Source organism: Paenibacillus phoenicis (genome assembly GCF_034718895.1).
GTDB lineage: Bacteria > Bacillota > Bacilli > Paenibacillales > Paenibacillaceae > Fontibacillus > Fontibacillus phoenicis.
Map to the genome: position 1 here is coordinate 200,218 of NZ_JAYERP010000001.1, position 18,841 is coordinate 219,058.

At 57.4% G+C, this 18,841-nt stretch carries 13 protein-coding genes; 9 read left to right on the forward strand and 4 right to left on the reverse strand.

Features of this window, described 5'->3' with window-relative positions; translation table 11 throughout:
* Window positions 1–326: 326 nt before the first annotated feature.
* From gltB to U9M73_RS00865, 5 genes are all read left to right on the forward strand, one after another.
* Entirely contained in the window at window positions 327–4,925 is a 4,599-nt protein-coding gene (gene gltB / locus U9M73_RS00845; RefSeq protein WP_323079034.1) for a glutamate synthase large subunit, read from the forward strand.
* A gap of 143 nt (window positions 4,926–5,068) precedes the next feature.
* Window positions 5,069–6,877 (forward strand): ABC transporter ATP-binding protein, encoded by a 1,809-nt coding sequence (locus U9M73_RS00850; protein ID WP_407673857.1) that lies wholly within the window; start codon window positions 5,069–5,071, stop codon window positions 6,875–6,877.
* Window positions 6,874–8,745 carry an ABC transporter ATP-binding protein gene (locus U9M73_RS00855; RefSeq protein ID WP_323075932.1) on the forward strand — a complete coding sequence of 624 codons (1,872 nt, stop codon included), beginning with the start codon at window positions 6,874–6,876 and terminating at the stop codon, window positions 8,743–8,745. Before U9M73_RS00850 ends, U9M73_RS00855 begins: the two co-directional genes overlap by 4 nt.
* Before the next feature lie 263 nt (window positions 8,746–9,008).
* Window positions 9,009–9,917: an ABC transporter ATP-binding protein gene (locus tag U9M73_RS00860; protein WP_157273505.1), complete on the forward strand. Its 909-nt coding sequence runs from the start codon at window positions 9,009–9,011 to the stop codon at window positions 9,915–9,917.
* Window positions 9,910–10,680 carry an ABC transporter permease gene (locus U9M73_RS00865; RefSeq protein WP_009226265.1) on the forward strand — a complete coding sequence of 257 codons (771 nt, stop codon included), beginning with the start codon at window positions 9,910–9,912 and terminating at the stop codon, window positions 10,678–10,680. The genes U9M73_RS00860 and U9M73_RS00865 overlap by 8 nt, the downstream gene beginning before the upstream one ends.
* A gap of 75 nt (window positions 10,681–10,755) precedes the next feature.
* Here the strand turns inward: U9M73_RS00865 and U9M73_RS00870 are convergent, their stop codons facing one another.
* The gene (locus tag U9M73_RS00870; protein ID WP_009226266.1) at window positions 10,756–11,172 is read right to left on the reverse strand and encodes a bactofilin family protein; all 417 of its coding nucleotides are present in this window, start codon (window positions 11,170–11,172) and stop codon (window positions 10,756–10,758) included.
* A gap of 32 nt (window positions 11,173–11,204) precedes the next feature.
* A complete protein-coding gene (locus U9M73_RS00875; protein ID WP_009226267.1) occupies window positions 11,205–12,203 on the reverse strand; it encodes a M23 family metallopeptidase in 999 nt (332 codons plus the stop codon).
* A 180-nt stretch (window positions 12,204–12,383) separates the two neighbouring features.
* On the opposite strand from U9M73_RS00875, the gene cls reads away from it, so the two are divergent.
* Window positions 12,384–13,814, forward strand: a complete 1,431-nt coding sequence (gene cls / locus U9M73_RS00880) for a cardiolipin synthase (RefSeq protein ID WP_323075934.1) — start codon at window positions 12,384–12,386, stop codon at window positions 13,812–13,814.
* Window positions 13,815–13,860: 46 nt separating this feature from the next.
* On the opposite strand, the gene ligD is transcribed toward cls, so the two are convergent.
* Window positions 13,861–14,760 carry a non-homologous end-joining DNA ligase gene (ligD, locus tag U9M73_RS00885; protein WP_009226269.1) on the reverse strand — a complete coding sequence of 300 codons (900 nt, stop codon included), beginning with the start codon at window positions 14,758–14,760 and terminating at the stop codon, window positions 13,861–13,863.
* 228 nt (window positions 14,761–14,988) lie between these two features.
* Here ligD and U9M73_RS00890 point away from each other — a divergent pair, with 228 nt between their 5' ends.
* Window positions 14,989–15,936 (forward strand): ATP-dependent DNA ligase, encoded by a 948-nt coding sequence (locus U9M73_RS00890; protein ID WP_323075936.1) that lies wholly within the window; start codon window positions 14,989–14,991, stop codon window positions 15,934–15,936.
* Window positions 15,937–15,981: 45 nt separating this feature from the next.
* Here the strand turns inward: U9M73_RS00890 and ku are convergent, their stop codons facing one another.
* Window positions 15,982–16,956, reverse strand: a complete 975-nt coding sequence (ku, locus tag U9M73_RS00895) for a non-homologous end joining protein Ku (RefSeq protein ID WP_009226271.1) — start codon at window positions 16,954–16,956, stop codon at window positions 15,982–15,984.
* 488 nt (window positions 16,957–17,444) lie between these two features.
* On the opposite strand from ku, the gene tsaE reads away from it, so the two are divergent.
* Window positions 17,445–17,945, forward strand: a complete 501-nt coding sequence (gene tsaE / locus U9M73_RS00900) for a tRNA (adenosine(37)-N6)-threonylcarbamoyltransferase complex ATPase subunit type 1 TsaE (RefSeq protein WP_260071596.1) — start codon at window positions 17,445–17,447, stop codon at window positions 17,943–17,945.
* Complete coding sequence (gene tsaB, locus U9M73_RS00905) at window positions 17,942–18,829, forward strand: tRNA (adenosine(37)-N6)-threonylcarbamoyltransferase complex dimerization subunit type 1 TsaB (protein WP_323075938.1); 888 nt, start codon at window positions 17,942–17,944, stop codon at window positions 18,827–18,829. Before tsaE ends, tsaB begins: the two co-directional genes overlap by 4 nt.
* Window positions 18,830–18,841: the final 12 nt, after the last annotated feature.

The following is an 18,841-nucleotide window of genomic DNA, read 5'->3' on the forward strand; positions in this document are numbered from 1 at the left end:
TTACGGACCTTAGGAGCAACGGGCAACAGGTTCGCTCCTACCCCTTAAAAAAAGGGATAATGGTGCAAATAGACACGCAGAGACAACCACACGTCTTCATATGGTGACGCTTTCGTGGCAAAACCGCCCTGTCACGGCCTAAAAGTTCTAATCAATAGTGCAAAATAAAGAGAATATAATGCAAAAACAGATGTGACATTTTCCGTTAGAATAAAAAGAAAGATTGAACCGGGCTTATCCGGCGTAGTCGCAGGACATAGGGACTGATCCATTCTATTCGCTAATGATGTTTGAACTACCTCTAAATAGAAAGGTTGCGTCAGATGATGAAACATACCGTTATACCTCCCAAGCAGGGACTCTATGATCCCGCTTTCGAAAAAGACGCTTGCGGCATGGGCTTCGTGGCTCATATCAAAGGGAAAGCCTCCCATGATATCGTCAGCCAAGCGCTGACCATGCTGGCGAATATGGAACACCGGGGCGGCCAAGGCAGCGAACCGAATTCGGGGGATGGCGCAGGTATTTTACTGCAAATCCCGCACCGTTTTTTTGCCGCTGAAGCAGCAAAGCTTGGATTTACACTGCCGGAGGCAGGACAATATGGCGTTGGGATGCTGTTCCTGCCTCATGACGAAGCGGTTCGGGCTAAGCAGGAGGAAGAGCTCGTGCGTATCGCCGAGGAGGAAGGACAACGCGTCCTTGGCTTCCGTACGGTGCCAACTCGCGACGATATGCTGGGCCAATCGGCCAAAGCGGCTAAACCGTTCGTCCGCCAGATTTTTATCGAGCGTTCCGCAGATCTGAAGGAGGATCTGGACTTTGAGCGCAAGCTGTACGTGATCCGGCGCCGGGCTGAACGCGCGATCCGCTATAGCGGCGCCGAGCAAGGGGATGCTTTTTACGTACCCAGCTTATCGTGCCGGAAAGTAGTCTACAAAGGGATGCTGACCACGGAGCAGGTCGGGCAATTCTACCTCGACTTGCGGGACGAGAGACTGGAATCGGCTATCGCGATGGTGCACTCGCGCTTCAGTACGAATACGTTCCCAAGCTGGGAGCGGGCGCATCCGTACCGCTTTATGATTCACAACGGCGAGATTAATACGCTGCGCGGCAACGTGAACTGGATGCATGCCCGTCAGTCGATGTTCAAGAGCGAGAAGTTTGGCGACGATTTGGAAAAGGTAAAACCGATCATCAATCCGGACGGCTCGGATACGGCGATGTTCGACAATACGTTTGAATTCCTGTACTTGAGCGGACGCTCCCTGCCTCACGTAGCGATGATGATGGTGCCTGAGCCTTGGGTTGGCCGGGACGACATGGACCCGGACAAAAAGGCGTTCTACGAATACCACAGCACGATGATGGAGCCATGGGACGGGCCTGCGGCGATGGGCTTTACCGACGGGATCCAGATTGGGGCGATTTTGGACCGGAACGGCTTGCGTCCATCGCGTTATTACGTAACGAAGGACGACTTGATCGTCCTCTCCTCGGAGGTTGGCGTGCTTGATATCCCGGCGGAGAATGTGCTCTATAAGGACCGGCTGCGTCCGGGCCGGATGCTGCTGGTCGACACGCAGGTAGGCCGGATCATTTCCGACGAGGAAGTGAAATCCGCCATCGCGAAGGAGCATCCGTACCGTGAATGGCTGAACGAGCATCTCGTTGAGCTGGAAGATCTGCCGGAAGCGAAAGAACTGCCGCCGGAGAGTCATGAAGACATTGCGCGCCGTCAAATGGCGTTTGGCTATACGTATGAAGACCTGCGGAAGGTGCTTGAGCCGATGGCCTTAACCGGTCAGGAAAATATCGCTTCGATGGGTTACGACGCGCCGCTCGCCGTCTTGTCCGAACATCCGCAGCGATTGTACAACTACTTCAAGCAGATGTTTGCGCAGGTTACCAACCCGCCGATCGATGCGATCCGCGAGGAGCTCGTTACCTCGACCGCAACGACGATTGGGCCGGAGCGCAACCTGCTTCAGCCGGAGCCGGAGAGCTGCCGTCAAATCCGGTTGGATTCGCCGATTCTGTCCAATGAGGACTTTGCGAAAATCCGCCATCTGCACCGGCCAGGGTTTAAAGCGATCACGATTCCAATCCTGTTCCCGGCTGCCGAAGGAGCGGAGGGGCTGCGCAAGGCGTTGGATACGTTATGCGAAGCAGCAGATCGGGTCATCGCCAAGGGCCATAATATCCTGATCTTGTCCGACCGCGATATGGATGCGGAGAACGCGGCTATCCCGGCGTTGCTGGCAGTATCCTGCTTGCATCACCATCTGATCCGTGAAGAGACGCGGACCAAGGTCAGCCTGCTGCTGGAGTCGGGCGAGCCGCGTGAAGTACACCATTTTGCGTTGCTGCTTGGTTACGGCGTCAGCGCAGTGAATCCATATCTTGCGTTCGAATCGTTAAAGGATATGATTGCTCAAGGGATGCTGCAGGGCATTTCGCATGAAAAAGCGGTGTACAACTTCATTAAAGCTGCGACCAAAGGGGTCGTTAAAACGTTGTCCAAAATGGGCATCTCGACGATTCAATCGTACCGCGGGGCGCAAATTTTCGAAGCGGTTGGCCTGGAGCCTTCCTTCGTAGACCGTTACTTTACGTGGACGCCGTCGCGGATCGGGGGCATTGGCTTGAAAGAAGTGGCCGCCGAAACGCTCGCCCATCATTTCCGTGCCTTTACCGATAAGGATGGCAATGACAAGGTGCTGGATTCCATCGGGGAATACCAGTGGCGCAGCGGCGGGGAAGAGCATCTATTCAACCCGCAAACGGTGCATTTGCTGCAGCAGGCGGTCCGTACGGGCGATTATAAACTGTATAAGAAATTCGCCGAGCTGGTGCAAGGCGAGAACAATAAACATTTGACGCTGCGCTCTTTGCTGGAGCTGAAGCCGGTCGGGCCGAAGGTGCCGCTGGAGGAAGTGGAATCGGCTGCTTCGATCATGCGCCGCTTCAAGACCGGGGCGATGTCGTTTGGCTCGATCAGTAAAGAAGCGCATGAGACGATTGCGATCGCGATGAACCGCATCGGAGGCAAGAGCAACACCGGCGAAGGCGGCGAGGATCCGGCGCGTTATGTGCCGGACGCTAACGGCGATCTGCGCCGCAGCGCGATCAAGCAGGTGGCGTCGGGACGGTTTGGTGTTACATCGCACTACTTGGTGAACGCCGACGAAATCCAGATTAAGATGGCGCAAGGGGCGAAACCGGGTGAAGGCGGTCAGCTGCCGGGCCGTAAGGTGTATCCTTGGGTAGCGGAAGTACGCGGCTCCACGCCGGGGGTTGGCTTGATTTCGCCGCCGCCGCACCATGATATCTATTCGATCGAGGATTTGGCGGAGTTGATTTACGATCTGAAGAACGCCAATCCGAAAGCGCGTATCAACGTGAAGCTGGTTGCAGAGGCCGGCGTCGGAACGATTGCTGCCGGCGTTGCTAAAGGCCGCGCGGACGTCATTCTGATCAGCGGTTATGACGGGGGCACTGGTGCTTCGCCGCAAAGCTCGATCCGCCATGCGGGCTTGCCGTGGGAGCTGGGGCTGGCTGAAACGCATCAGACCCTAATCCTAAACAACCTGCGCGACCGCGTCGTACTGGAAACCGACGGCAAGATGCTGAACGGCCGCGACCTCGCTGTCGCCGCACTGCTTGGGGCTGAGGAGTTTGGCTTCTCGACTGCACCTCTGGTGGCGGTTGGCTGTATCATGATGCGGGTATGCCAGCTGGATACATGCCCAGTAGGGGTTGCCACGCAAAATCCGGAGCTGCGCAAAAACTTCACCGGAGATCCGCAGCACGTTGTCAACTTTATGACCTTCGTGGCAGAGGATCTGCGCGAATGGATGTCCGAGCTGGGCTTCCGCACACTGGAAGAAATGATCGGACGCACCGACTGCCTGGATGCGGTGAAGGCGGTGGATCATTGGAAGAAGAAAGGCGTTGATCTCAGCTCGTTGCTGCATATGCCGGAGCTTCCGGAAGGAAGCAGCCGCTATTGCACGAAACAGCAAAACCATGGGCTGGAAGAGACGTTGGATATGACGAAGCTGCTGCCGCTGGCTCTGCCTGCGCTGGAGCGCGGCGAAGCCGTCAGCGCCCGGCTGCCGATCTGCAACGTGAACCGGGCGACCGGGACGATTGTAGGCTACGAAGTTACCCGCCGTTATGGACAGCAAGGGCTGCCTGAGGATACGATCACGTTCCATTTTGAAGGTTCTGCGGGCCAAAGCTTTGGGGCGTTTATCCCGAAAGGCATGACCCTCACCGTCGAAGGCGATGCCAACGACTACACCGGCAAGGGGCTGTCCGGCGGCAAGGTGATTGTGAAGCCGTCGCCGCGTGCAACGTTTGTCCCAGAGGAGAACATCATCATTGGCAATACGTCGTTCTATGGTGCAACGAGCGGGGAGGCTTACATCCGCGGGATTGCCGGGGAACGGTTTGCGGTGCGGAACTCCGGGGCCAACGTCGTCGTTGAAGGCGTCGGTGACCATGGCTGCGAATATATGACCGGCGGACGGGTTGTCATCTTGGGTGAAACCGGCCGGAACTTTGCAGCCGGGATGTCCGGCGGGATCGCATACGTGTTTGATGAGAGCGGAGATTTTGCGGGCCGCTGCAACCTGGAAATGGTGCTGCTCGAGTCGGTGGAGGATCCGGCGGAAATCGATCAGCTGCGGACGTTAATCAGCCGTCACATCCTGTACACGGATAGTACGGTTGGACGCCGCGTGCTGGATCGTTGGAACGAGTACCTGCCGAAATTCGTCCGCGTCATTCCGAAGGACTACAAACGGATGTTGGAGCAAATCCGTAAAGTTGAAAATGAAGGGCTGAAGGGTGAAGCCGCGCTGCTCGCTGCATTTGAAGCGAATGCGCGCGAGCTGGCCCGTGCCGGCAACAACTAATAGATTTTAGCGATAGCAATGAGGAAGTTGACCGCCCCGGTTGTCTGAACAAGACTGCGGGGCGGTTTTGTTAGGTAAAAATAAACCGATTGTGCGAACATACGTTTTTCGTGTAATATGATTTGGAGAATATTAGGAAGTGAATGGGAAAGGGGGAGCGGCCTTTGGCTGAACAAACTGTTGCATCGCAAGGCGGCAAACGAAGGACGAGACCTCTAGGGCATTATCTCGAAATGCTGGAGAAATACGTGTTCACGCAACGCAAGCTGCTGTTCAGTATGGCTGCGTTGCTGTTGATCTCGATCGCTTTGCAGCTGATTAATCCGCAAGTCATTCGTTATTTTATCGATACCGCGCAGGGGGATGGAAGTTTAAAGCCTTTATATATCGCGGCGGGACTCTTCATCGGCTTCTCTCTGATCCAACAGCTCGTATCGGTGTGCGCGTCCTACTTCAGCGAGAACCTGGGCTGGACGACAACAAACAAGCTGCGTGCGGACCTCGTCAGACATTGCCTGTCGCTGGATATGTCGTTCCACAAGTCGAACACTTCCGGTTCTTTGATTGAACGGGTGGACGGCGACGTCAACGCGCTGGCCAACTTCTTCTCCAGCTTCCTGATCCATATGCTGGGCAATTTGCTGCTGATGACGGGCATCCTGTTGCTGCTGTTCCGTGAAAGCATCTGGATTGGTGCAGCGATGAGCTTATTTGTCGTTGGTGCCATCTTTATGATTCGGAAAATTCGTGAGTTTACGGTTCCGGTGTGGACCAAGTGGCGTGTCCAAAATGCCGAGCTTTACGGGTTTATCGGCGAACAGCTGGAAGGCACCGAGGATACCCGGGCGAACGGGGCAGCCGGTTACGTGCTGGAACGCTTCTATGCCATGGCCCGGCGGATGCTGCCGATACGCGTTCGCGCCTCGGTGGGCTTCGGTATGATGTGGGGGACAACGATTCTCGTGTTCGCTCTGGGCAATGCCGCCGCCTTTCTGGTTTGCGCCTGGTTGTGGAGACGGGGCGAGCTGACGATCGGTTCGATCTACCTTGTGTTTTATTACACGGAGCTGCTGGCTCAGCCGATTGAGAAGATCCGTACCCAGCTGGATGATCTGCAAAAAGCCGACGCCAGTCTAATCCGCGTCCGGGATCTGCTGAATACGAAATCGCGGATTACCGACGGTCCAGGCGCACCGCTGCCGAAGGGGCCGTTATCCGTGAAAATCGACCGCCTGACGTTCTCGTACGAGGAAGACGGAGAGCCGACACTGCATGAGGTGGATTTGATGCTGAAGCCGGGAGAAACGCTCGGCTTGCTAGGCCGCACTGGCAGCGGAAAATCTACATTGGCGCGGCTGCTGCTGCGCTTCTACGATCCCCAACAGGGCAAGATCGAGCTGTCGGGCATCGACATCCGCGAGTGCAAGCTGCACGAGCTGCGGAGCGGGGTGGCGATGGTGACGCAAAACATCGAGATTATGGAAGGCACCGTTCGCGATAATCTGGCTCTGTTTGATGAAAGCATACGGGATGAGGACATCATCGCGGTGTTAAATGAGTTGGGATTGCAGGAGTGGTATGCTGCTTTGCCTGATGGACTGGATACAGTGCTCTCCTCCGGAGGGGGAAGTCTGTCGGCTGGGGAAGCGCAGCTGCTGGCGTTTGCTCGGGTATTCCTGACGAACCCGGGGCTGGTTATCCTGGACGAAGCCAGCTCCCGTCTCGACCCGCTGACCGAAAACCGGATCGAGACGGCGATCACCCGGCTGCTGGAGTCGCGGACGTGCATGATCATCGCGCACCGTTTATCAACCGTGCAGCGAGCCGATCAGATCCTTATTTTGGAGAATGGCCGAATCGTGGAATATGGACCACGCAAAGAGCTGGCGGCTGACCCCGGTTCTCGGTTTAGCCGGATGCTGTCCGTTGGCCTGGAGGAGGTGTTGGCATGAGCACGCGGCATTTTTTCTGGAGATTGCTGCTGAATCGTCCGGCTTTTTATATCGCGAACCTGCTCTCCTGGACGATCATTCATATGATCCCGCTGCTTCCGGGCCTGATTACGAAGGCGTTCTTCGATGATTTGGAAGGCAGCGCCAACCTCCCATTCGGAGTTGAGGGACTAACGGCGTTGCTTATCGGCGTGGCGCTGGCGCGCATCGCGATGATCGCTGTAGGCTGCTGGACAGATGGCAGCTACCGATTCCGGATCAGCATGCTGCTGCGGCGAAATATGCTGGCCCATGTGCTTCGGGAGCCCGGCGCCAAAGCGATCCCTTGCGCACCGGGGGAGGCGATCAGCAATTTCCGCGATGACGTGGATCAAGCGGAGGAAGCGATGAGCTGGTCGGTGGATATGCTTGGCCTGATGGGCTTTGTTGTGATCTCCAGTTATATTCTGATTTCAATCGATGCGCAGTTGACGTTCTTCGTCTTTGTACCGCTCATTCTGGTCGTGACAGCCGCGCAAATCGCCACGGCGCGCATTCAGAAGTACCGGGCTGCCAGCCGCGCTGCCACAGCGAATGTAACCAGCTCAATCAGCGAGATGTTCGCGAACGTACAGGCGATTCAAGTCGCGGGAGCGGAAGAGCGGATCGTCCGGCGGTTCGAACGTCTGAGCGACGAGCGCCGGAAGATGATGGTCAAAGATAAGCTGATCACCGAATCGCTGTCCTCTGTGTTTACGAACTCCGTCAACCTCGGAACCGGAATGATTCTGGTGCTGGCCGGTTACAAGATGCGCAGCGGATCGTTTTCCGTCGGTGACTTGTCGCTGTTCATCTATTACTTAACCTTTGTCACCCAATTGATTTCGAACGTCGGGAACTTTATGACGTTTTATAAGCAAATGGCGATCAGCTTCTCCCGCCTGAAGCACATGCTTCAAGGCGCTCCGGCCAAGCTGCTGACGGTTCCGGCGTACATCGGAATCGGCAAGCGGCGGGAGTCGGACACCGATCACGGGATGAAGGGCGCAGCAACTGCGTTAAGCGTCTCGGGATTGGGGACGTATCCGGCTGAATCTCCGTTAGAGCAGGACGACCGGAATGTACTTGCAGCCGATCTGCCGGCAGAGCCGCTGCAGCTGCTGGAGGTAAGCGGACTAACCTATCGCTATCCGGAGACTGGCCGGGGCATCGAGAACGTCAGTCTGCGCCTGCCGCGCGGATCGTTTACGGTCGTCACCGGCATGATCGGCTCCGGCAAAACCACGCTGCTGCGGGCGTTGCTTGGCCTGCTGCCGGCGGAAGCCGGGGAGATCCGCTGGAACGGCCGCATCGTCCGTACGCCGGCTGACTTTTTTGTTCCGCCGCAAAGCGCGTATACGGCGCAAATCCCGCGCCTGTACAGCGACAAGCTGCGGAACAACATCCTGCTCGGGCTGCCCGAGGACGAGGGCAGCCTGACGCAGGCGCTGCACGTCGCCGTGCTGGAGGACGACGTGGCGCAGCTCGCGCATGGCCTCGACACGATGGTCGGACCGCGCGGCGTCAAGCTCTCCGGCGGCCAGGTCCAACGGACCGCGGCCGCCCGGATGCTCGTGCGCGAGGCACAGCTGTACGTGTTCGACGACCTGTCGAGCGCGCTCGACGTTGAAACCGAACGTAAGCTGTGGGAGCGGTTGTTCCAATCCCGAGGCGAGGCAACCTGCCTCGTGGTGTCGCACCGCAAGGCCGCGCTCTCGCACGCGGACCATATCATCGTGCTGAAGGACGGCACGATTGAAGCCGAAGGCACGGCGGAGCAGCTGCTCGCCACCAGCGCCAGCTTCCGCCAGCTCTGGTACGGCGAGGAGCCGCAGGCCGACGGGGCATAAGACTGCAAATCCCAGCCCAAAGCGCCAACAGGAGGTCTGAAGGGGGCGGCTGATGGCATTATGGCCCGGGTCAATCTCCGGTAGATCGCCTGGGTAAATCGTCCGGGTGAATCACCCGGGTAGATTGACCTATGTCAGCCCTCTGTCAGTCCCTCATCACTGCCCGGAGCTTTAGCTGACGGAAGCCTTATGGTAGAATAGGGGAAATTATCCTGATTTAACGGGATACAGTTCGAAAAGAGAGTGGGGAGTATCCTATGGAGATGACGCAGGAACCCGTCGTACGCATGCGGGACGTCACCAAGCGCATCGGCAGCAAGACGCTGATCGACCGATTAACGCTGGATATCCCGAGAGGACAAGTATACGGCTTCCTGGGTCCCAACGGAGCCGGGAAAACGACCACGATCCGGATGATGGTCGGACTGATGTCGATATCGGAAGGCGATATCCTGATCGAAGGGGCCAGCATTAAGGATCGTTTCGAAGAGGCGATATCGCATGTCGGCGCCATCGTGGAGAATCCGGAGATGTACAAGTTCCTGACCGGGTACCAGAATTTGCTACATTACGCCCGCATGTCTCCGGGGGTCACGAAACAGCGGATCTGGGAGGCGGTCGAGCGGGTTGGCATGCAGAACCGCATCCATGACAAAGTCAAGACGTATTCGCTGGGCATGCGCCAGCGGCTTGGGGTTGCGCAGGCCATCCTGCATCGGCCGAAGCTGCTGGTGCTGGACGAGCCCACCAACGGGCTCGACCCGCAGGGCATCCGCGAGCTCCGCGATTATCTGCGGGCGCTGGCGCGGGAGGAAGGGACGACCGTGTTTGTCTCCAGCCATTTGCTGTCGGAAATGGAGCTGATGTGCGACACGGTCGCGGTTATCCAGCAGGGACGGCTGGTGGACGTCAAGTCCCTGCACCCGGAAGCCGTCGAAGGCCGGGCGCAGGAGACGGCCTTCGACGTAAGCGATCCGCAGCGCGCGGTAGGGCTGATCGCAGGCGCTCGCCTCGAAGGCGGCCGGCTGATCGTGTCCGCCGACCGGAAGGCTGCGGCGGAGATCAACGCGAAGCTGGTCTTGGCGGGCATTGACGTGTACGCCATCCAGGCGGTGACGCGTTCGCTGGAGGATCAATTCCTGGAGCTGACGGGAGGGAAGGACATTGAATAATTTTCTCGCGCTGGTCCAAAACGAAAACATGAAGATTTACCGGCGGGTTCGCACCTGGATTATGTTTGGGCTGCTTGTCCTGCTGACGATCCTGTTTGGGGTGCTGTTCTCGTTGGACGGCGGCAGCCAGCGGCTGAGCGCCTGGGACGCTCTGGACCAACTCAGTTTCCTGTATTATCTCGTCAGCATCTATGCCGCCGTTATTGCCGCTGACATCGTAGCCGGTGAGTTCACCTGGGGAACGATCAAGCTGCTGCTGATCCGTCCTTGGACGCGGACGAAGGTGCTGCTGTCCAAGCTGCTGGCCGTGCTGCTATTTACGCTGGCGATGAGCGCGGTATTTTTCGCCATCGCCCTGGCCGTTTCGTTCCTGATTTTCCCGAATGAGCCATCGCAATACCTAGGGGCAAGCCCGCTGAGCCGGATTCTGGAAAGTCTGCTGTACAGCTATATCGATTTGCTGGTAATTGCAGCATTTTCGTTTATGCTGTCGACGGTCTTTCGCTCTAGCGGCATTGCCATCGGACTGTCGCTCTTCATCTTGTTTGCGGGCAACATCTTTACGTTGTTGTTCCACCCGTCGCGTTATGCTTGGGCCAAATATCTGCTGTTTACCAATATGGATCTAGGCCAATATCGCGGGGGGCAGGTCGGACCGGCCGGGATGACGCTGGGCTTCTCCATCACGGTGCTGGCGGTCTACGTCCTGCTGTTCCTGGCGGTGGCCTGGCTCGTATTCAAGAAGCGTGACGTTGCTGCATAAGCTTGTTCCCTTGCAAAAAATAAGAAGCTCCCGCCTTTCTCATTTGGCGGGAGCTTCTTTTATGACTGATTTGTTTTACCCTGCTTCGGGGCGCGCGGCTTTCTTGACCTTGCCTTTGCCGCTAGAAGCCGATGGGGTGGGGGCGGGGGCCACCCGTTCCATTTTGCTCGATCCGTTCAGCAGTCCACCTTCAACGATGATCAGCTTGGCCACATCCACGTTGCCGTCGACTTGACCGCTTGCGGTGATTGTGAGTTTCCCTGTAGTGGTGACATCTCCGATGACTTTGCCGGCGACGATCACATCGGCGCCTTTAATGTTGGACATGGCCTCGCCGGTTTCGCCGATGATGATCTGTCCCTGGCAGTCGATCTCCCCATGGATTTGACCCTCCACACGCAGATTGGACTTGCACTCCAGCTTGCCTTCTACCAGGCTGCCTTGGCCGATCAGGGTATCGGTCAGACGGGGGGCTTTCTTGTCTTTGAACATAGCGCTTCATCAACTTCCTTTCCACATGCGGATTACTTCAAATAAGGCATCGGATCAACGGCTTTGCCGCCCTTGACGATCTCAAAATGCAAATGGGGTCCGGTACTGCGTCCGGTGCTGCCCAGATTGCCGATGCTGTCCCCTTTCTTCACCTCATCCCCGACGGAAACATCGATGTCGCTCAGATGCATGTACCAGGTTTGCAGACCGCCCGGGTGCTCAATCACGATGTATTTGCCGTGGGATCCGTCCCGGGTGGCGGTAACGACCTTGCCTGCAGCTGCGGCATACACGGGGTCCCCGACTTTACCGGCAATGTCGATGCCCGCGTGGAAAGCTGCTCGGCCGGTAAACGGATCGGTGCGGTAACCAAAATTAGAGGTTAGCCGCGTGGACAACGTGGGCCATTCCGAGGGTGTGCCGGAGAGGGAGTATTGGGTCTGCTTCGCTTTTTTCAAGGTGAGCGGCACGTGCTTCTCCATCTCGTCCAGCATTTCGTTCATCGCGGCAAATTCGTCTCGCGTATTCGCTGCAAGTCTCTCGATCTCGTTGTCATGTACGGCAATGAACTCGCCGCCAACCCCGCTGTCCCCAAGAGCGTCCAGCGTCTCATCCCAGGACAACGAAGACAGCTTGCCGAGATTCTTCGCATCCCCCTCTCCGTATTTATCGATAAATTTCTGAAGCTCTGCTTCGAGCTCGGCTACCCGCTCCATCCGGTCCATCATTTCCTTGGACTGGCTCGATAAAGAGATCACTTCGTTCTGCAAGCGCTGAATCGCTTCGTCTTTGTTGGTCACCACCGCTTCAAAGGCTAGGGTTTGCTGCTCCAGCTGATGTTCCAGGCGGGAAACGGTCTGTTCCGAATGAACCTGCAGGCTGACGATCAGCCCGGAAATGGACAGCAGCGCCAGCAAAGGCACGGCAACGACAAGCGGCTTGGAGACTTGCATCTGTTTGACGGGCCGGCTGGCATCCCGAAGGACAAGCAGCGTCATCCGGTTGGGATTCGGTACGCTTACGCTCCTCATGGCATCCCCTCCCTACGCTTCGTTGGTTCTATAACTTATCTATTCCTATGATTCTTAAATCATGTCAAAAAAACAGGTCCTGTCTAATATAAGTGCGGCGGGATCCGTTATTTTCGAAATCTGTCATGAATAAACCGCAGCCCGGATGGTTAATGATGATGGCAGGGGAGGGTGGAAGGCATGCTCTGGCTGATTGGCATTTTACTGCTTTTTATCGTACACGTCGCACTGATCCTGCTGCTTGAATTCCGCAATCCCGCCAAGGCGGTTGCCTGGTTGTTTATCTTGTTTTTGTGCCCTCCCTTGGGTCCGGTCCTCTACTATTTCATGGCCCGGGACTATAGGAAGCGCAAAAAACTGCTGCACCGGGGCCCCGTCCCGTTCCATAGCTTACGGATGCTGCTGCGCGACCAGTTGGCAAGCCCGGTTCGCTTGGAGGAGATGAGCAACCCGGAAATGCTTCATCAGGAACGGCTATATCAGCTGCTGACGCATCATGCGGCAAACCCGATCACAGGCGGAAACCAAACGGAAGTGTATTCCGCCGGGGAAACGGCGTTTGGGGCCATGCTGGAGCGGATGGAGCAAGCGCGAGATCATATCCATCTTGAATTTTATATTTTCCGCAGCGACATGATCGGCTCGGCCTTTGCAGAAGTGATGATCCGGAAAGCCCAGGAAGGGGTCAAGGTCCGGATGATCTGCGATGGGCTGGGGAGCTTTAAGCTGGAGCATGCGTTTATTGAGCGGCTGAGGGCTGCAGGGGTGGAGGTCTACTTCTTTCTGCCAGCGCGGGTCGCCGTGCGGAACCGCCGGGTCAATTACCGCAATCATCGCAAAATCCTCGTGGTGGACGGAAAGTTCGGGTTCGTGGGCGGACTTAATGTGGGTGACGACTATTTAGGCCTTTATGAAAAAATGGGGTACTGGCGCGATACGCATCTGCAGCTGGAAGGAGATTCGGTTTATTATTTGCAGCTCACCTTCCTGGAGGATTGGCTGCTGGCTTCGGGTCAGGATCTCGGGGACCCTGCTCTGTTTCCGCCCCATGAAGGGCCCGGGCAGGAGCAAGTGCAGATCCTGACCAGCGGCCCGAATTTGCCGCGTAACCCGATTCATGAAATGTGCTTTAATTCGATTGCGGTGGCGAAGCGCCGGATCTGGATCGCTTCGCCCTATTTCATTCCCGACCCCAGCGTATATTCCGCACTGAAAACGGCGGCATTAAGCGGAGTCGAAGTGAACATCATCATGCCTTACCATCCGGACAGCCGCTTGGTGAAGCTGGCTTCCTTGTCTTACGTGGAGGAGCTGCTGGGGGCCGGGGTAAAGTTCTTTCAATATACGAAGGGCTTTATTCATGCCAAAGTGATGATCATCGACGACCTGCTCGCTTCGGTGGGGACGGCGAACATGGATATGCGCAGCTTTTTTTATAACTTTGAAATGACGGCGTTGTTGTTTGATCCGGGGACGATCACCCGGCTGGAGAGCGACTTCAAGCAGGATCTGGCCGATTCGATCCCGATTCGGTTTGAGGAATTCGCTCGGCGGCCGAAAGGGCAGAAGCTGCTTGAGCTGCTAGCGCGGCTGTTGTCGCCGTTGCTGTAGCGGAGGTTGCCAGCCGTTGTCGTTGTGCAGCGAAGGCTTCCCTTGTTTAAGACCGGCCGGGGGATTTTAAATGCTGCAAGATCAGCTTGAGGGACTGGGGAGGGATGGTCTCGAGCAAATCTCCCCGTTCCTTCAGTCGTTGACCGATATTCAGCAGGTTAAAATCCGCAGGCTTGGGGTTCCGCCGTACCTCATCCCAGGTCAGCGGGGTCGACACGCTGGCGGCTGCCCGGGCGCGCGGGGTATAGGGGGCGGCCAGCGTCTTGCCGCCGTAATGCTGCAAGTAGTCGAAGTAGATTTTGTCGCCGCGGTCTTTTTTTAGCCGTTCGATGGTAAATAGGTTGGGGTGTTTTTCGGTGACGTAACGGGCGACGAAATGTCCAACCATCCGCAGCTCGTCGAAGGTGATGCCGTATTCGATTGGCACGATGATCTGCACGCCGGTAGCGCCGGACGTCTTCGGCACGGATTGCAAGCCGAGCGAGGCCAAAATCTCCCCGACCAAAGCGGCCGCCTCCATAATTCGCGGCTCGTCCTCCAGCGTGGGGTCCAGGTCAATCATCCATTCGCACGGCAACTCCTCTCCGGCATAATGCAGAGACGGATGGAATTCGATGCAAGCCAGGTTGCCGAGCCACAGCAGCACCGGCAGCCGGTCAAGCACGACATAATTGATGTTCTCGTGAACGGCGGTGCGGACGAAGGGCGGCAGCGGTTCGGGGGCATTTTTCTGGTAAAAAAACTTGCCGTGAATCCCGCCGGGATAACGAATCGTGGTCAGCAGCCGGTTGCGGCAATATTTCAGCAGGTAAGGCGACAGCTCGGCCAGCTTCTCCAAATACATCCGCTTGGTGATGCCGGCTTCGGGCCATAACAGCTTATCCGGGTTGGAGACGGAAATCTCTTCACCTTCGACGGTGATCGTTCCTTTAATTGTTCGGGGCATGACGGTTCCTCCTTGCTGAAATCGGATGAAAATCGGAAGAAAGATGTTCGCCCTGCTTAGGGTTGTTGGTTCTAGGCTTGCCTGGGGACGGGGAAACTATGAGCGAACTAACGCCCGGAATGGTTCAAGAGAGGCAGGGGCAAACTGGGGAACAAGCGGAGGTTCGGGGTTGGAGAAGGTAAAGACAAGGATTGTGCACATTGGAGCTGGGGAGGTGGAGAGCGCCGCATGGAATGGAAACCGATCACACCGTTTGAACCGATTCGCAACGATACGATTCCGCAAGGCGAAGAATGGGTGGCCCAGGTCAAGTGGGACGGGGTGCGGATGTTAACTTATCATGACGGCCGCGAGGTCAAGCTGATTAACCGCAAGGGCAACGATCGTAGTTTGCAGTACCCGGAGTTTCTCGATACGCATGAGTTTTGCCGGGCGCATTCGGTGATTCTTGACGGCGAGATGATTGCCCTCTCGGGCGGCAAGCCGTCGTTTCACGAGATTATGCGGCGGGACAGCTTGCGGCGGGAGCAGGAAATTCGCTTTGCAGCCCAGCGGATTCCTGCGATCTATATGATCTTTGACATCTTGCACTATGATGGCAAGTGGGTGAACGGAGAGCCGTTAGCGAATCGCCAGCAGCTGTTGCAGGAGCTGGTGATCCCCTCCGAGCGGGTGCAGATTGTCCCCAATGTGGCGGACGGAGAACTGTTATTCGACTTGATGAAGCAACGGGGCTGGGAAGGGATTGTCTCGAAGCGGCTCGACAGCACCTATGCGTTTGGAGGCAAGGATGCCCGCTGGGTTAAGAAGAAGCTGGCCCGCGACCTGTATGCCGCCATCGGCGGGGTGACATATCGCGATGGTGGGGTGAACGCCATTTTACTGGGCTTGTACGACCCGGAGGGTCGGTTTATCTACATCGGCCATGCCGGCAGTGGCAAATGGAAGGTGGCGGATTGGCGCGACCTGACCGAAAACGTGAAGCCATTGATCATCCCCAAGCGTCCGTTTGCCAACGTCCCTGAACGCATCAAAGGGGCCGTCTGGATTCAGCCGGCCCTGACTGTAAAGGTGCAGTTCATGGAGTGGACGCCCGGCGGCACGATGCGCCACCCGATCATCCAAGGGTGGGCGAATGTCCCGCCCGAGGCTTGTAATATGGAGCAAAGCATGTAGCGTCTGGCCGGTGAACCAACAGGTGGTGACGGTACGGCCTTCGGTCTATTTCGCCTCCGGCTTGGTGGTGGTGCGGCGTTTGGGCTTCGGCTTCACCGCCACGGTTGGCGTTACGGTTTCGTTGTCTGTGCCGGCCTTTTTGGCCTTTCCTGCGGCAGGCTTGGTTTCCGGCTCGGTCTTTGCTTTTTTGGCGGCCGGCTTGCGTGTGCGCTTTGCCGGAGCAGCGGCGGCGGGACCCGGATCGGTCGCGACCGGCCTCACCGCCTCGATGCTTGCCTGCAGCGCCGCCATCAGGTCGATGACGTTGGTCTCCGGTTTGGCCGGTGCCAGACTGATTTCCTCGCCGGCCACTTTTTGCTCGATCAGATGCAGTAACCCCTCGCGGTAGTCGTCGGTGTATTTCTCCGGCTCAAACGGGGTGGACAGCTGCTCGATCAGCATTTTTGCCATCGTCAACTCTTTGTCGTTCACTTGAATGTTCTCCGGTAAGTTAGGCACTTGGGAGATCGGACGGATTTCGTCCGGATAAAAGATCGTTTCGATGGCCAAGCATCCCTCCATTACGCGGATGGCGGCCAAGCTGCTTTTGGAGCGGATGGCGATTTTGGCGATTCCGATTTTTCCTGTTTCACGCATCGCTTCAAGCAGCAGCTGATAGGCGTTCCCTCCGGCTTGGTCCGGCGCCAGATAATACGTCTTCTGAAAATAAATCGGATCAATCTCCTTCAAATCCACGAAATCGATGATGTTGATCGTTTTTTCAGCGTGGGCGGACAGCTGCTCCAGTTCCTCTTTTTCAAAAAGGACGTACTTGCCCTTCTCGTATTCGTAACCGCGCGAAATGTCTTCCCAATTCACGTCAACGTCGCACGCCGGACAACGCCGTACATACGAAATCGGGCTGCCGCACACTTTATGAATGTATTTCATGGAGATGTCCTTGTCTTCGGTGGCCGAAAACATTTTGACCGGCACATGGACCAGCCCGAAGCTGATCGCTCCTTTCCAGACGGTATGCATGGTGTAAACCCCTTTCTATGCGCTTCCTTCAAATCCTCGCTTACGAAATTGCTGTTATTCCGTAGTATGGTTTGAAATCTATTTTCTATTTACGCAGGGTTAGTGAATCTTTCGTTCAGGTGCTCTGCGGTTGCGGGGGGTGCGGCGGACCGATATAATGAGGACAGGCCTAGCAAGGATTTGAGACATGAACTGTAACGGACACCAATGACGCTATTTGCCTGCAGGACGGAATTCTGGAATTTAACGGACAAGAAAGACCTTATTTACCGGGTTTGGGCTGCTTATTCTTCCAAAACGTTGGAATAACGTCTCCTGAGTCCGTTAGCACGGGAAATGTCCGGGAAATCAGTGCTTAAGGTCATCTCGGTCCGTTAGCGGAGCTGGGGTGAGCTTGGGGCAGCTCTTGGGTCAGCTTAGGCAGCTTAGGTGCTCGAAGGAATGGCGATTTCGTTGGAACGTGATAAAGGTGGTAAGCTAAAGTGAGCATGGATCAAAACAATGGCAGCACCTCAGCGCGGTGGGTATACGAAGCCGAGGATCTGAAGGGGACGGAGCGGCTGGCGGAGGCGTTGGCGAAGCTGGCACAGCCGGGAACGGTGATCGCCCTGGACGGGGATCTTGGCGCGGGCAAAACGGCGTTTTCCCAGCTGTTCGCGAAGCACCTCGGCGTGAAGGACACCGTGAACAGTCCGACCTTTACTTTAATTAAGGAGTATGAGGGCAGGCTGCCTTTTTATCATATGGACGTCTATCGGCTGTCGCTGGATGAGGCGGATGAGCTGGGGCTGGACGAGTATTTCTACGGCAATGGCGTGACGCTGGTGGAGTGGGCCAGCTTGATTGAGGAACTGCTCCCGGAGGACGTGCTGCGGATGTACATCGAGACGGTGTCGGCCACGGGGCGGCGTATGCATATCAACGTGCAGGGGGCAACCTATGAGCAATGGGGGCCAGCCCTGAAAGAGATTGGAGTATCCGAGCCATGAACGAACATGAAAATATACGGCCATCGCAGCGGCTGTTAGCGTTGGACACCGCCACTTCTTCGCTGGCGGTGGCGGTGATGGAGGGCGGCCGCGTGCTGGCCGAGCGAACGATCCATGCCGAACGGAACCATTCGGCATATTTGGTCACGGCGATCGGAGATTGCCTGAAGGCGGCGGGGCTCGCCAAGCAGGATCTGGACGGGATCGCCGTCGGGGTGGGGCCAGGCTCCTACACCGGGATCCGGATTGCCGTCACGACCGCCAAAACCTTGGCGTGGTCGTTACGGCTGCCGGTCTACGGCGTCTCGAGCCTGGCCGCCTTGGCGCTGGGCGGTTGGGCCAGCGCCAGCGGGCAAGACGCCGCGCTGGGCGAGCTCGCCGCGCGGCGGGGCGCGCCGGCCGGCCCAGCACGGCCGGCGCTGGCTGCCGGCGGCGATGCCGGGGGCGAATCCGCCCCCACCGCCGCCGGCAGCCACTGGATCGCGCCGCTGATCGACGCGCGGCGCGGCCAGGCCTATTCGGCGCTGTTCGCTGCACCAGCGCCGGGCGGTCTGCCGGAGCGTCTCGAACCCGACGCGATCCGGCTCATGGACGGGTGGGCCGACGAGCTGAAGCGGCAGCTGGAGCAGCTGCCCGCAGAGGAACGGCCGGCCCGCCTCTGGTTCGTGGGCGAGACCGAGAAGCATGAGGCGGCGATCGCGCCGCTGATCGCCGCCTTCGGCGAGCTCGTCCAGCTCGTGCCCTACGAGCTGGAGGGCGCATGGGTCGGCATCGCCGGCGTGGCGCGCACCGTGCTGCCGGCGGACGACGTACATGCGCTGGAGCCGAACTATACGCAGCTGGCCGAAGCCGAAGCCAAACGGCTGCGGCTGCGGAACGCTTAAGGCGAGGGGGCG